Source organism: Citrobacter sp. Cm038 (genome assembly GCF_030333105.1).
Lineage (GTDB): Bacteria > Pseudomonadota > Gammaproteobacteria > Enterobacterales > Enterobacteriaceae > Citrobacter > Citrobacter murliniae.
In genome coordinates, this window is the sequence record NZ_JAOWGO010000022.1 from 445032 (window position 1) to 460287 (window position 15256).

General features: G+C 50.8%; 14 protein-coding genes. 9 read left to right on the forward strand and 5 right to left on the reverse strand.

The genetic code is table 11. The annotated features are described in order from the left end of the window. Positions 1–45 precede the first annotated feature (45 nt). From entE to OGY01_RS13425, 6 genes are all read left to right on the forward strand, one after another. On the forward strand, positions 46–1656 hold the full coding sequence (gene entE, locus OGY01_RS13400; RefSeq protein WP_286493394.1) for a (2,3-dihydroxybenzoyl)adenylate synthase EntE: 1611 nt from the start codon (positions 46–48) through the stop codon (positions 1654–1656). A 13-nt stretch (positions 1657–1669) separates the two neighbouring features. Then, positions 1670–2527 (forward strand): isochorismatase, encoded by an 858-nt coding sequence (locus OGY01_RS13405; protein WP_225760634.1) that lies wholly within the window; start codon positions 1670–1672, stop codon positions 2525–2527. Further along, positions 2527–3282 carry a 2,3-dihydro-2,3-dihydroxybenzoate dehydrogenase EntA gene (gene entA, locus OGY01_RS13410; RefSeq protein ID WP_286493220.1) on the forward strand — a complete coding sequence of 252 codons (756 nt, stop codon included), beginning with the start codon at positions 2527–2529 and terminating at the stop codon, positions 3280–3282. The genes OGY01_RS13405 and entA overlap by 1 nt, the downstream gene beginning before the upstream one ends. A gap of 2 nt (positions 3283–3284) precedes the next feature. Beyond that, a complete protein-coding gene (gene entH / locus OGY01_RS13415; protein WP_045449489.1) occupies positions 3285–3698 on the forward strand; it encodes a proofreading thioesterase EntH in 414 nt (137 codons plus the stop codon). A gap of 184 nt (positions 3699–3882) precedes the next feature. Beyond that, entirely contained in the window at positions 3883–5988 is a 2106-nt protein-coding gene (gene cstA / locus OGY01_RS13420) for a pyruvate/proton symporter CstA (RefSeq protein ID WP_045440986.1), read from the forward strand. Positions 5989–6051: 63 nt separating this feature from the next. Further along, entirely contained in the window at positions 6052–6249 is a 198-nt protein-coding gene (locus OGY01_RS13425; RefSeq protein WP_045440988.1) for a YbdD/YjiX family protein, read from the forward strand. 11 nt (positions 6250–6260) lie between these two features. On the opposite strand, the gene OGY01_RS13430 is transcribed toward OGY01_RS13425, so the two are convergent. Beyond that, entirely contained in the window at positions 6261–7349 is a 1089-nt protein-coding gene (locus tag OGY01_RS13430) for an oxidoreductase (RefSeq protein WP_286493222.1), read from the reverse strand. 132 nt (positions 7350–7481) lie between these two features. On the opposite strand from OGY01_RS13430, the gene OGY01_RS13435 reads away from it, so the two are divergent. Next, complete coding sequence (locus OGY01_RS13435) at positions 7482–8642, forward strand: pyridoxal phosphate-dependent aminotransferase (protein ID WP_286493223.1); 1161 nt, start codon at positions 7482–7484, stop codon at positions 8640–8642. Here the strand turns inward: OGY01_RS13435 and OGY01_RS13440 are convergent, their stop codons facing one another. From OGY01_RS13440 to dsbG, 4 genes are all read right to left on the reverse strand, one after another. Next, positions 8643–9260: an IbrB-like domain-containing protein gene (locus OGY01_RS13440; protein ID WP_045440994.1), complete on the reverse strand. Its 618-nt coding sequence runs from the start codon at positions 9258–9260 to the stop codon at positions 8643–8645. It lies immediately after the preceding gene. Continuing rightward, positions 9245–10468, reverse strand: coding sequence for a phosphoadenosine phosphosulfate reductase (locus OGY01_RS13445; RefSeq protein ID WP_045440996.1), 1224 nt, complete (start codon positions 10466–10468; stop codon positions 9245–9247). The genes OGY01_RS13440 and OGY01_RS13445 overlap by 16 nt, the downstream gene beginning before the upstream one ends. Positions 10469–10636: 168 nt before the next feature. Next, on the reverse strand, positions 10637–11542 hold the full coding sequence (gene citR, locus OGY01_RS13450; protein ID WP_045440998.1) for a DNA-binding transcriptional repressor CitR: 906 nt from the start codon (positions 11540–11542) through the stop codon (positions 10637–10639). Between the two features lie 202 nt (positions 11543–11744). Then, complete coding sequence (dsbG, locus tag OGY01_RS13455) at positions 11745–12491, reverse strand: thiol:disulfide interchange protein DsbG (RefSeq protein WP_284097103.1); 747 nt, start codon at positions 12489–12491, stop codon at positions 11745–11747. 373 nt (positions 12492–12864) lie between these two features. Between dsbG and ahpC the strand changes: the two genes are divergently transcribed. Together ahpC and ahpF are read left to right on the forward strand one after the other, a co-directional pair. Beyond that, entirely contained in the window at positions 12865–13428 is a 564-nt protein-coding gene (gene ahpC, locus OGY01_RS13460; protein ID WP_002894394.1) for an alkyl hydroperoxide reductase subunit C, read from the forward strand. Positions 13429–13582: 154 nt separating this feature from the next. After that, complete coding sequence (gene ahpF / locus OGY01_RS13465; protein ID WP_286493225.1) at positions 13583–15148, forward strand: alkyl hydroperoxide reductase subunit F; 1566 nt, start codon at positions 13583–13585, stop codon at positions 15146–15148. Positions 15149–15256 lie beyond the last annotated feature (108 nt).

Consider the following 15256-nt stretch of genomic DNA (forward strand, 5'->3'; position numbering starts at 1 on the left):
GGCTGCAACAATATACGCCTTATTGACAGGCTCTAAGGAGTGATGATGAGTATTCCTTTCACCCGTTGGCCGGAAGAATTTGCCCGTCGCTACCGTGAAAAAGGCTACTGGCAGGATCTGCCACTGACTGACATTTTAACCCGCCATGCCGACAGCGATCACACGGCAGTCATTGATGGGGAACGCCATCTTAGTTACCGCCAGCTTAACCAGGCGGCTGACAATCTCGCCTGCAGTCTGCGTCGTCAGGGGATCAAACCCGGAGAAACTGCGCTGGTGCAGTTGGGCAATGTGGCCGAGTTGTATATCACTTTCTTTGCGCTGCTTAAGCTGGGTGTTGCGCCCGTTTTTGCATTATTCAGCCATCAGAGAACTGAGCTTAATGCTTATGCGACACAAATTGAGCCAGCGCTGCTGATTGCCGATCGCCAGCACGCGCTGTTCGCCGGTGACGATTTTCTGAACACGTTTGTAGCGCAGCACAACTCCGTGCGCGTGGTGCTGTTGCTCAATGATGAGGGTGAGCACAACCTGCAAAATGCGATAAGCCAGCCTGCTGCTGATTTTCGCGCCACGCCGTCGCCTGCCGATGAAGTGGCGTATTTCCAGCTTTCCGGTGGTACCACCGGCACACCAAAGCTGATCCCGCGCACTCATAACGATTACTACTACAGCGTGCGTCGCAGTAATGAGATTTGCCATTTTACTGAGCAAACGCGCTATTTGTGCGCTATTCCGGCGGCGCATAACTACGCCATGAGTTCACCAGGTTCGCTGGGCGTATTCCTGGCGGGTGGAACCGTGGTACTGGCGGCCGATCCGAGCGCGACGCTGTGCTTCCCGCTGATCGAAAAGCATCAGGTTAACGTTACGGCGCTGGTGCCGCCTGCGGTGAGTCTTTGGCTACAGGCGATTGGAGAGTGGGGCAGCAATGCGCAACTGGCTTCCCTGACGCTGCTTCAGGTGGGGGGGGCGCGACTTTCCGCAACGCTGGCGGCACGTATCCCGGCGGAAATTGGCTGCCAGTTGCAGCAGGTCTTTGGTATGGCAGAAGGGCTGGTGAACTACACCCGTCTGGACGACAGCCCGGAACGCATCATCAATACCCAGGGGCGGCCAATGTGTCCGGATGATGAAGTCTGGGTAGCGGATGCTGATGGTAACCCTTTACCACAGGGCGAAACAGGACGCCTGATGACGCGTGGCCCGTACACTTTTCGTGGTTATTTCAAAAGCCCCGAGCACAATGCCAGCGCGTTTGATGCTAACGGGTTTTATTGCTCCGGCGATCTGATCTCTATCGATCAGGATGGTTACATCACCGTGCAAGGGCGTGAGAAAGATCAGATCAACCGGGGTGGGGAGAAGATCGCCGCGGAAGAGATTGAAAACCTGTTACTGCGTCATCCGGCGGTGATCCACGCTGCGTTGGTCAGTATGGATGATGAGCTGATGGGTGAGAAAAGCTGTGCCTGGCTGGTGGTTAAAGAGCCGCTGCGTGCGGTACAGGTACGTCGTTTTCTGCGCGAGCAGGGCGTGGCGGAGTTCAAATTACCGGACCGTGTGGAGTGCGTTGAGTCATTGCCGCTGACCCCGGTCGGTAAAGTGGATAAAAAACAATTACGTCAGTGGCTGGCATCACGCTCACTGGCCTGAAGGAGAATAAAAGATGGCGATTCCTAAACTGCAGGCTTATGCACTGCCCACAGCGCTTGATGTTCCGGTGAACAAAGTCGACTGGGCGTTTGAACCAGAGCGTGCTGCGCTGTTGGTACACGATATGCAGGATTACTTTATCAGCTTCTGGGGCGAAAATTGCCCGATGATGAAGCAGGTGGTGGCGAACATCGCCGCGCTGCGCCAGTACTGCAAAGAACACAATATCCCCGTCTATTACACCGCACAGCCGAAAGATCAGAGCGATGAAGATCGGGCCCTGCTTAATGATATGTGGGGACCGGGTCTGACACGCTCGCCTGAGCAGCAAAAAATCGTTGATGCGCTGGCGCCGGACGAAGCGGATACCATTCTGGTGAAATGGCGTTACAGCGCATTCCATCGCTCTCCGCTGGAACAGATGCTGAAAGAGACCGGACGTAATCAGCTGATTATTACCGGCGTTTATGCCCATATCGGGTGTATGACTACGGCAACGGATGCCTTTATGCGCGATATCAAGCCGTTTATGGTGGCCGATGCGCTGGCGGACTTTAGTCGTGACGAACACATGATGTCGCTGAAATATGTGGCAGGGCGTTCCGGTCGCGTGGTGATGACGCAGGAGTTATTGCCGGCACCTGTTCCCACCAGTAAAGAGGCACTACGCAGCGTTATTCTGCCGCTGCTGGATGAATCCGATGAGCCGATGGATGATGAAAATCTAATCGACTACGGTCTGGATTCAGTGCGTATGATGGCGCTGGCGGCACGCTGGCGTAAAGTGCATAGCGATATCGACTTCGTGATGCTGGCGAAAAATCCGACGATTGACGCCTGGTGGAAACTGCTTTCCCGCGAGGTGAAGTAATGGCCGGGTTTGATTTCGCAGGTAAAACTGTCTGGGTGACTGGCGCAGGTAAAGGTATTGGTTACACCACGGCACTGGCGTTTGTTGACGCCGGTGCGCGGGTAACAGGGTTTGATCGTGAGTTTTCTCAGGATGTGTACCCGTTTGCTACTGAAGTGTTGGATGTGGCAAATGCCGGGCAGGTGGCTGAGGTGTGTCAGCGCGTGTTGCAAAAGAGTGAGCGGCTGGATGTGCTGGTCAATGCCGCTGGGATTTTGCGTATGGGGCCAACCGACGCACTGAGCCAGGAAGACTGGCAGCAGACGTTTGCTGTCAATGTCGGTGGCGCGTTTAATCTGTTTCAGCAGACGATGGCGCAGTTTCGTCGCCAGCAGGGCGGGGCGATAGTGACCGTAGCTTCTGATGCAGCGCACACGCCGCGGATCGGTATGAGTGCTTATGGGGCGTCAAAAGCCGCGCTGAAAAGCCTGGCACTGACTGTCGGTCTGGAACTGGCAGGCAGCGGTGTGCGCTGTAATGTGGTTTCTCCTGGATCGACCGATACTGATATGCAGCGTACGTTGTGGGTCAGTGATGACGCCGAACAGCAGCGTATTCGTGGGTTTGGCGAGCAGTTTAAGCTCGGTATTCCGTTAGGGAAAATCGCCCGTCCGCAGGAAATTGCCAACACCATTTTATTCCTCGCCTCCGATCTGGCCAGCCATATTACTTTGCAGGATATCGTGGTGGACGGCGGCTCTACGCTGGGAGCATGACGATGATCTGGAAACGACATTTAACCCTTGATGAACTGAATGCAACCAGTCAGAACACGCTGGTTGCGCATTTAGGTATCAACTATACCCGACTGGGTGATGATGTACTGGAAGCCGAAATGCCGGTGGATGCTCGTACCCATCAGCCGTTTGGTCTGCTGCATGGTGGCGCGTCGGCGGCGCTGGCGGAAACGCTGGGATCGATGGCGGGCTACCTGATGACTCGCGACGGACAATGTGTGGTGGGCACGGAGTTGAACGCGACGCACCATCGCGCGGTTTCGCAGGGAAAAGTGCGTGGTGTTTGCCAGCCGTTGCATCTCGGTCGTCAAAACCAAAGCTGGGAAATCGTGATTTTCGATGAGCAGGGACGCCGCTGCTGTACCTGTCGTTTAGGAACTGCGGTGATGGGGTGAAGTTGCCGACAGAGTAAAATGAAATTGCATTGTTAACAGGTAAATGAAGTGATCTAGTTAACAATGCAATGTAAATAGTCAGTAGTGTCTCGGGTTTATGTGGTTGTCAGGTTGTTAAATCCGGAAAAGATGTTATAGAAACAAAATGTAACATCTTTCTGGAACACGCAAACGGATAACAACTATGAACAAATCAGGGAAATACCTCGTCTGGACATTGCTCTCCGTCATGGGAGCATTTGCCCTGGGATATATTGCGTTAAACCGTGGTGAACAGATCAACGCGCTGTGGATAGTGGTAGCGTCGGTCTGTGTCTATCTTATTGCCTATCGTTTTTATGGCCTGTACATCGCTAAAAATGTACTGGCGCTTGACCCGACGCGTATGACGCCAGCCGTGCGCCATAACGACGGTCTGGATTATGTTCCCACCGATAAAAAAGTGCTGTTTGGTCACCATTTTGCGGCAATCGCCGGGGCAGGTCCGTTAGTCGGTCCGGTGCTGGCGGCGCAGATGGGCTATCTGCCGGGGATGATCTGGCTGCTGGCCGGGGTAGTTCTGGCGGGCGCGGTGCAGGACTTTATGGTGCTGTTCGTTTCAACCCGTCGCGATGGCCGTTCCCTTGGCGAACTGGTGAAAGAAGAGATGGGGCCGACGGCAGGCGTTATTGCGCTGGTGGCATGCTTCATGATTATGGTGATTATCCTCGCGGTACTGGCGATGATCGTCGTCAAAGCGCTGACTCACAGCCCGTGGGGAACCTACACCGTGGCGTTCACCATCCCGCTGGCGATCTTTATGGGCGTTTATCTGCGCTATCTGCGTCCAGGTCGCATTGGTGAAGTGTCAGTCATTGGCCTGGTGTTCCTGGTATTTGCCATTATTTCCGGCGGTTGGGTTGCTGAAAGCCCGACCTGGGCACCGTACTTTGACTTTACCGGCGTGCAACTGACCTGGATGCTGGTGGGCTACGGTTTTGTGGCAGCCGTGCTTCCGGTATGGCTGCTGCTGGCTCCGCGTGATTACCTCTCTACCTTCCTGAAAATCGGGACGATTGTTGGCCTGGCGGTGGGTATTTTGATCATGCGCCCGACGCTGACCATGCCTGCGTTAACCAAGTTCGTTGACGGTACCGGTCCGGTGTGGACAGGTAACCTGTTCCCGTTCCTGTTTATTACTATTGCCTGCGGGGCGGTGTCTGGCTTCCATGCGCTGATCGCTTCCGGTACTACGCCGAAGATGCTGGCGAATGAAGGGCAGGCCTGTTTTATCGGCTACGGTGGGATGTTGATGGAGTCCTTTGTCGCCATTATGGCGCTGGTCTCCGCCTGTATCATCGATCCGGGCGTTTACTTTGCGATGAACAGCCCGATGGCGGTGCTGGCTCCGGCGGGTACAGTAGATGTGGTGGCTTCTGCAGCACAGGTAGTGAGCAGTTGGGGCTTTGCGATCACCCCGGATACTCTGCATCAAATCGCCAATGAGGTCGGGGAGCAATCCATTATTTCCCGCGCAGGTGGTGCACCAACGCTGGCTGTGGGGATGGCGTACATTCTGCACGGTGCGCTGGGTGGCATGATGGATGTTGCGTTCTGGTATCACTTCGCCATTTTGTTTGAGGCGTTGTTTATTCTGACGGCGGTTGATGCCGGTACACGAGCCGCGCGCTTTATGCTGCAAGACTTGCTGGGCGTGGTGTCGCCGAGCCTGAAGCGTACCGACTCGCTGCCTGCTAACCTGCTGGCGACAGCGCTATGCGTACTGGCCTGGGGTTACTTCCTGCACCAGGGCGTGGTGGATCCATTAGGTGGTATCAACACTTTGTGGCCACTGTTTGGTATCGCCAACCAGATGTTGGCAGGTATGGCGCTGATGCTGTGTGCCGTGGTCTTGTTCAAGATGAAGCGCCAGCGTTACGCATGGGTAGCCCTGGTACCAACGGCGTGGCTGCTGATTTGTACGCTGACCGCTGGCTGGCAGAAAGCGTTTAGCCCTGATGCGAAAATTGGTTTCCTGGCTATCGCTAACAAGTTCCAGGCTATGATCGACAGCGGTAACATTCCGGCGCAGTATACTCAGTCACAGCTCACGCAACTGGTGTTTAACAACCGTCTTGACGCCGGGCTGACTGTCTTCTTCATGGTTGTCGTGGTGGTACTGGGTCTGTTCTCCATCAAAACAGCGCTGGCAGCACTGAAAGAGGACAAACCAACATCGAAAGAAACACCGTACGAACCGATGCCAGAGAATGTTGAAGAGATTGTGGCGCAGGCGAAAGGCGCGCACTAAAATTCTCTTAACCAATAAGCCCTCTCCTGAACGGGGAGGGCGTTTGTACGACAGGGAATTACTATGTTTGAAACGCTCTCAAAAGCCGGCAAATATTTAGGCCAAACCGCCCGATTAATGATTGGCGTGCCAGATTACGACAATTATGTTGAGCATATGCGCGTCACACATCCGGACCAGGCACCTATGAGCTATGAGGAATTCTTCCGTGAGCGGCAGGATGCGCGCTATGGTGGGAAAGGCGGCGCACGCTGCTGTTAATGCTCTTCATCTCACACGCTAAACGACTCCACCTTTTCAAATGCGGCACGCAGGGTTGCTGGTGTTAATGTCACCGGCAGCGCGTGAATAGATTCCACCGGGCGCAGAGTATGCGCAATCACTTTATCGATCTCGGCGTGGTTAGTGATATCTACTTCTAACTGGGCCAGCCGGGTAGGTAAATTGAAGCGCTGATAAGCGGCAATCAATTGCGCCAGCACATCGTCTTGTCCCAGCAGCGCGCTCTGCACCAGTATGCCGTACGCCACTTTGGTGCCATGTAAAAATTTCTCCGTCTGTGGGAGCACGGTCAGGCCATTATGTACCGAATGTGCTGCTGCCACGCGAGTGTAACGCTCACCCAGACCACCAACCATTCCACCACCAGCAATAATCGCATCCACCACATCGCAAAAAGCCTGGGTCAGTTCGCCACGCTGTTTATCTGCCAGCGCCTGTTCGCTGCTTTCGAGCAGGACGTCGCGGATCGCCAGTGCGCCGTTGAGCCCAAGACGTACGGTTAGTGGCAAGGTTTCGGGTTGTGGCGCAAGTACGACGGCTTCATACCACTTCGCCAGCGTGTCACCGATACCCGCCAGTAAATACTCCTCCGGTGCATTGAGTAGGATCCTCGGCTCCACCAGCACCAGGAAATTGGCATCATCGAATATTTCGAAATGCAGTGCCTGACCGGCATCGTTATACCAGACAGAGAGGGGAGTCCAGGCCGCGCAGGTGGCGGCAATGGTTGGGATTGCCACGAAAGGTAAATTCAACCGACGAGCCAGCGCTTTAGCCGTGTCGAGCAGTGCTCCGCCGCCCACGCCAATCACTATGCTGCGGTCATCTCCCGCATCTTTTGCCAGTTGGCACACATCTGTTTCACTGCAATGTCCGGTAAAGAGCAGATGCTTTGCACCGGTGAGATTAAACGCCTCGGGCAGCCAGGGACGGGCAGCGGCGATGGCCCGTTCGCCATAAACCCAGACGACGCGCGCGAGTTGCCCGGCAGAGAAAAAATCTTCCAGCCTGGAAAGGCTACCGGTATGGGAAAAATAATTGGCCGGGCCGGTGACGACGCGAATCTCGGTATTACTCATGTTGTGTTGTCCTTTTGGCTGTCCTGTCGAGGCAGGTTATTTTTATATAGACGTCTGAACGTCTTGATTGCCAAATACTAGCATCGTGTTATAGTGGCTTCAACAACAACATCACCCGCTGGGATAACAATAATGAGTAATAACCCGCTGATTGTGCATAGCAAACTGCCAAATTTAGGTACCACTATATTCACGCAAATGAGCGCGCTGGCGCAGGCTCATCAGGCGATTAACCTCTCCCAGGGTTTTCCTGATTTTGACGGCCCGCACTATTTACAACAACGCCTGGCATATCATGTGGCGCAGGGCGCGAACCAGTATGCGCCGATGACGGGTGTACAGCCGCTTCGCGAAGCCATCGCTGACAAAACCGCCGGGTTGTACGGCTACAAGCCAGATGCTGATAGCGAAGTTACGATCACCGCAGGTGCGACAGAAGCGCTGTATGCCGCTATTACAGCTTTGGTTCGACCCGGAGATGAGGTTATCTGTTTTGATCCCAGCTACGATAGCTATGCGCCTGCAGTGGCGTTATCCGGTGGCGTAGTGAAACGCATTGCGTTGCAACCGCCGCATTTTCGTGTGGACTGGCAGGAGTTTGCCGGGTTACTCAGCGATCGTACCCGCTTGGTTATTCTCAATACGCCGCATAATCCTTCCGCGACAGTCTGGTGCAATGCGGATTTCGACGCGCTGTGGCAGGCGATTAAAGGGCATGAGATTTTTGTCGTTAGCGATGAAGTCTATGAACATATCTGCTTTGCCGCGCACGGGCACTCCAGCGTGCTGGCGCATCCGCAGTTGCGGGAGCGAGCTGTCGCCGTTTCGTCGTTTGGAAAAACCTATCATATGACCGGCTGGAAGGTCGGGTACTGCGTTGCGCCACAGGCCATCAGCGCAGAGTTACGCAAAGTGCATCAGTATTTGACCTTTTCAGTCAACACGCCGGCACAGCTGGCGCTGGCGGATATGCTGCGGGCAGATCCAGCGCATTATCGTGACCTGCCGACGTTTTATCAGAAAAAACGTGATGTTCTGGTGGATGCGCTGCGTGACAGTCGGCTGGAAATTTTGCCCTGTGAAGGGACTTATTTTCTGCTGATCGATTACAGTGCAGTCTCTGAACTCAACGATGTTGAGTTTTGCCAGTGGCTGACCAAAGAGGTAGGTGTCGCGGCAATCCCGCTGTCCGTTTTCTGCGCCGATCCTTTCCCACATAAACTGATTCGTCTGTGTTTTGCCAAGCAAGAATCGACGCTGTTGGCGGCGGCAGAACGCCTGTCTTCGCTGTAGCTATTTCACAGTCCAGGCTTTGGAAAATCGACGGTCGGTAAATAACTCTTGCAGGCCGTTGATTTGTTTCAGTCGCAACACCTCGTCATTATCCATTCCCAACTCTGTGCTTATTTTCTCTTCGCTCCAACCCAGTTGCGACAACTCTCTCACGATTTCAGACATGGCGTGAATTTGATGCCGCCCGCGGGCACGGTTATGGCGGATTGTCGCCGCCATACGTTCATGGCGTTCACGATGTAAACAGGTGACGGGAAGATAACCTTTTAACCGTGCTTTCAGGGAAGGTTTGTTTTTGCCTATTTCATGGCGGTGAAAACCATCGACAATCTCATACTCTTCTGCGCTTGATTCAACGACGACAATAGGTTGTGTGAATCCATCTGCCTCAATGGATTTCAGTAGCAGTTTTTTCTCCGGAGGAGCAACGTTGTTCGGGTTGTAATCATTTGGAGAGATATGTTCGTTTTTTATCCATAACACGCAATCTACCGGTTCATTACGAAATGGACTGACGCTGTGAATTGCCATTCTGAATTCATTGATGGCATCAATTCGTTCTTCTTCTGACAAACCAGAAAGAAACCCGGTAAGTTCCTGAGTTAATCGATGTTGCATAAGAGTCCCCATTCGTGACGTTTTGCTTTCATACGATCGCTATAACGTTGGTAGTTTTTAGGTTTAGTGGGACTAAATGAAAGGGCGCGGCACCAGTAGTCATTATTCAGGAGCACTTTGCAAATACGCCGCCACGACGGAATATCTTTTGAACCGATATCACCCTCTTGCATCAGAGGAATGTCATCTATTCCCTTATTCCTGTACCACTGTAAGTAGACCGCAATTTTGTTGCGGTAATGTTCTGCCGTTGGCACTGGCATGCTGTTCAACAGTAACAGGGCATACTCTTTCCAGTCTAAGTGCTCTGGCTTCAATATTTTCCGGTGACCGTAAAAATGGTTGTCCTGCCCGGCATAAATACCACCACTTTTCACGCCGCTAACGCGGGCGCACATGGCTGCCCAGCGCTCAGGCTCTATAACATGATACAGCCATAGCCCCTGGCGTTGTTCCGGTCCAAACGGTTCACAAATACGCATGTAACGTGTAGGAACGCCAGCCTGATACATCAGGTTATACAAGGGATTACACGGCTTTTGCGTTTTAGCGAACCACGTCCAGATGTCAGCAGTTTTCCAGTCATAAATGGGATAGATATACCAGGTATGCCCCCCAGGCGCTGAGGTGGTCCAGGGTTTATCATCGGCAAAGCGCTGTTTTCGCGAGTTAGCTATCGCTACAAAGCGGTTATATGACTCATCTGAACGTATACCTACCATCATGGCTGCTGGGCGTTTTTCAGAAAACCAATCAGCAAATTCGCGAACAAATTGCTCAAAGGTCATGCCGGATTGATAGAAGGGAAAATAAGACGGATCGGTAATAGCATCTGCGGGAGGTTGACGAACCCACTGTGCATTCGGTTCCCAGCACTGCCATTCGGGTTGATACTGTGAGAGTGAATTTTGTGTTGTTAGCGGTAACGCCACCCAATAAAACGCTTCGATAACATCAGAATAAAGTTCGCGTAACTCCTCTATATGATTGATTGTGCATGAAAATTGTGCCTCCCAGTCGATAAACAAGACGCTGATTTTTTTATGTAACTGGCGTGCAAGCATTGCTGTTAAATGCAGCATTAGCCCGGAATCCTTACCTCCTGATAACGAAACACATATGCGAGGTAAAGTCTCTAGCGTCCAGGATATGCGTTCCTGGGCCGCTTCAAGTACGTTTTGTTTAAGCGGGATTTTGTAAACAGACATATCAAATCCATATGAGATATTACGGGTGATATTCATAATAAATGCTCGTAATAAGATATGCTATTTTGCGTATCGTGCAATCTTTATATATAAATATTCAAATGTTGTATTTGTTACGTAATGACATTTTCTCCATGAATGTATTGTGTAAAAACCTGTTGTATCAAATCACATTCCACTATCCGTTATTTTTTTAATGGTATTAGCGAATCCCTGATTATTAAGTGATGCTCGGTTGTACATTAAAAAAAGCTGTACTTTGGGTAATGCCACATCAATTTTAATCTGTTTAAGATTAAGCGGTGCTGCATAAAAGTCGTAAGCCTCTCGCGGTACCAGACCAATAATATCGGTAGTGGCTATGATATTAGTTATGGAAATTAAAGAGTCACTGTAGAAACCGATTTTACGATTGGTTAAAAAAGAACTCGCTCTTGATTGAAATTCTTTAATGCCTGAGTCATCGGAGAGAAATAATGTAAATTGCTCTTCCAGTATTTGTTCAAGTGTACTGGATTGATTGATCCTTGGGTGATTTCCGCTGCAGATTAACACGTTTTCGATGGTTTTGAATGGGGTGCATATAATTGAGCGATTAGCAATCTGTGACAGCGTGATTATCAGATCAGCTTTTCGGTAAGCCAATAAATCTTCAGCTGTTTCTGCAGACATTAAGATATCCCGATGCTCAATTTCAACGTTCGAATCCTCTCTGAGATATTGAACTAACTTCATCACGCCTGTGGTGGTAATAATTTGCGGACTGTAAATGATAAATTTCTTCTTCAGAGTGGAGTTATTCATTATATTTATTGTCTGCTCCAGACTATTGAGATTATTTTCGAGATGGTGATGCAGGTTTATCCCTGTCACGGTAGGGGTAATTCCCTTTCCGGAGCGGATAAACAGAGGGTCATTAAACTGAGTGCGTAATCTATGTAGCGACTGGCTGACTGCGGATGGCGTAATGTACAGCGTTTCAGCTGCCTTGCTAATACTTAAATGTTGATAGATGCATTCAAAAATAACCAGCAGGTTGAGATCGAATTTTTTGAGGTCGTAAAGGTTAGCCATATATCCATTCCTGTCTTAGCTTTGCTCTGAAATATTCCGTTTCATTATGTCTAAGTTATTAATCATTCTTAGCACATATCCATTTAAATCTTAATGAACAGTTAACTAAAACTAAAGTAGCACAGCCTGTGTTAATTGTACGAGGAAAAAGTGTGATGAGCGATCGATATGAAAATGATAATAATCACTCATCGTATTATCTTTATTCAGTGCCCATAATGATGTTCAATTTTTCCTTATCTGGCAAACCTACTTCCTGTTGCAATGTATTGTCTTTACTCATGTAATAGATTGCCGGTGTCACGTTAGCGCCCAAATCGTCCATTAATTTTTGATTGATATTCAGTGCCTTCAGTTGCTCTGAAGGGGGAGATGCCGGCATGTCCAGTTTCATTTTACCGCTGGAGGCCTCATAGTCGTGCCAGGTCTTAGCCGGATCTTTGGTTGCCAGAATTGCCGCCGCAGTAGCCGGGCTTTCGGGTTTAATCACGCCTACCAGCAGCGTTCGTAACTGAACTTTACCAGATTCAACCCATGGACGCGCTTGCTGCCAGAACTGTTTGCAGTACGGGCAGAAAGGGTCGGCAAATACATAGACGATAACCGGAGCCTCTTTTTTGCCGTCCAGGATCCAGTGTGCTTTTTCCATACGCTGCCACATTTCGCGTCCTGCAGGTGCATAGATTTCTTTTTCTATCAGCTCATTACTGAGGTTTTCGCCTTTTTCGTTATACATATAGCCGGAGATAGCATGTTTTCCGTCTGGTGTGACATAGATAGTCACGCCCATGTCCTGGTATTTTCCCAGGTAGCCTTTCATTCCACCCGGCGCGTCAAACGGCTTCAGGATTGTAATGCCTTGTTTCTCAATCGCTTTAACGGCGTCCGGGAGGTCTTCGGCGTGTACGACGGCAGGTAACAGGGCTAAGAGTAATGTACGTTTGAACATTGATTTTCCTTATAAAATCAGAAGGAAAGGGGGCTGAGTTGTAAAACCTATCACAGCCATAGGTAAGACCGACAGTCTGTCGATTGCCCTTTCGTTCGCTGGGTGATGTAATCCCAATCGCTGTTACAACCTTTGTTAAGGTAATGTAGAGCGCAACACTTAGCCAGCACTGCTGGCACTGAAGTTATCTGCGGGTAACTCGGGTAATGGGGCTCCCTGCAAAGGGGGCCTTTTTTACTTTTGGCTTAGAGTTATCAAAATGGGTTGAGTCGGTTGTTAGTTAACGCTTATTGATTTGATAAAGGAAACGCATTAGCCCTGAGAAGAGATTTTCGTTAACTTATCCCTCAACGAAAACACGGAGGAAGTACAGATGTCTTTGATTAATACAAAAATTAAACCTTTCAAAAACCAGGCGTTCAAAAACGGTGAGTTCATCGAAGTAACCGAGAAAGATACCGAAGGTCGTTGGAGTGTCTTCTTCTTCTACCCGGCTGACTTTACTTTCGTTTGCCCGACCGAACTGGGTGACGTTGCAGACCATTATGAAGAACTGCAGAAGCTGGGCGTAGACGTTTACTCTGTTTCTACCGACACCCACTTTACTCACAAAGCATGGCACAGCAGCTCTGAAACCATCGCCAAAATCAAATATGCGATGATCGGTGACCCGACTGGCGCCCTGACCCGTAACTTTGACAACATGCGTGAAGATGAAGGTCTGGCTGACCGCGCAACTTTCGTTGTTGACCCGCAGGGCATCATTCAGGCAATCGAAGTTACCGCTGAAGGTATCGGCCGTGATGCGTCTGACCTGCTGCGTAAAATTAAAGCAGCTCAGTACGTTGCTTCTCACCCAGGCGAAGTTTGCCCGGCGAAATGGAAAGAAGGCGAAGCGACATTAGCTCCATCTCTGGACCTGGTTGGTAAGATTTAAGTCGCATAATTTGTAGGCCGGATAAACGCAGTGCATCCGGCATTCCACAGGCGCAAATTTGCGCCTGTTTCATTCCAGCACCATGACGCAAGTTGCATTAATGCAGTCCCGCGAAGTCGGCTTGCATGATGATGTTTTCAGAGAGGGAAGAACAATGCTCGACACAAATATGAAAACCCAGCTCAAGGCTTATCTTGAGAAACTGACCAAACCTGTTGAGCTGATTGCAACGCTGGATGACAGCGCTAAATCGGCAGAAATCAAGGAACTGCTGACTGAAATTGCTGAGCTTTCAGAGAAAGTCACCTTCAAAGAAGACAACACTCTGGCAGTACGTAAGCCCTCGTTCCTGATTACGAATCCGGGCTCCAGCCAGGGGCCGCGTTTTGCCGGTTCCCCATTGGGCCACGAGTTTACCTCACTGGTACTGGCACTGTTGTGGACCGGTGGTCATCCGTCTAAAGAGGCGCAGTCTCTGCTGGAGCAGATCAGCGCCCTCGACGGGGATTTTGAGTTTGAAACCTATTACTCTCTGTCCTGCCATAACTGCCCGGACGTGGTGCAGGCACTGAACCTGATGGCGGTTCTGAATCCGCGTATCAAACATACGGCGATTGATGGCGGCACATTCCAGAATGAGATTACCGATCGTAACGTGATGGGCGTTCCGGCGGTGTATATGAACGGTAAAGAGTTTGGTCAGGGCCGTATGACGCTGACTGAAATCGTGGCAAAAGTGGACACTGGCGCAGAGAAACGTGCAGCAGAAGAGCTAAATAAGCGTGACGTTTACGATGTGCTGATCGTCGGTTCTGGTCCTGCTGGGGCTGCTGCTGCAGTTTATTCTGCGCGTAAAGGTATTCGAACCGGCCTGATGGGCGAACGCTTTGGTGGTCAGGTACTTGATACCGTTGATATCGAAAACTATATCTCGGTGCCGAAAACCGAGGGGCAGAAACTGGCAGGCGCACTGAAAGCACACGTTGATGATTATGATGTTGATGTCATTGATAGCCAGAGCGCCAGCAAACTGGTTCCGGCGGCGACGGAAGGTGGCTTGCATCAGATTGAAACCGCTTCCGGCGCGGTACTGAAAGCGCGCAGTATAATCATTGCGACCGGTGCTAAGTGGCGCAACATGAACGTTCCAGGCGAAGACCAGTATCGCACCAAAGGCGTTACCTATTGCCCACACTGTGACGGCCCGCTGTTTAAAGGTAAACGCGTAGCAGTCATTGGCGGTGGTAACTCTGGCGTTGAAGCGGCTATCGATCTGGCTGGTATTGTTGAGCATGTGACTTTGCTGGAGTTTGCTCCGGAAATGAAGGCTGACCAGGTTCTGCAGAATAAAGTTCGCAGCCTGAAAAATGTCGATATCATTCTGAATGCACAAACAACCGAAGTGAAAGGCGATGGCAGCAAGGTTACCGGTCTGGAATATCGCGATCGCGTCAGTGGCGATGTCCACAATGTCGAATTGTCAGGTATTTTTGTTCAGATTGGCCTGCTGCCGAATACCAACTGGCTGGAAGGCTCCGTTGAACGTAACCGCATGGGTGAAATTATCATCGATGCTAAGTGTGAAACCAGCGTGAAGGGCGTTTTCGCGGCTGGCGACTGCACTACCGTACCGTACAAACAGATTATCATCGCCACCGGCGAGGGCGCGAAAGCATCGCTGAGCTCCTTTGATTATCTGATTCGTACAACTACAGCATAAGAAAAGTAAGACTCACCTGCAAAACCAAAACCGTCAGTTACCCACTGGCGGTTTTTTTATTTTCCCCACCCCCTATTGTCAATTCTTGAAACAATAAATCTGATAAGA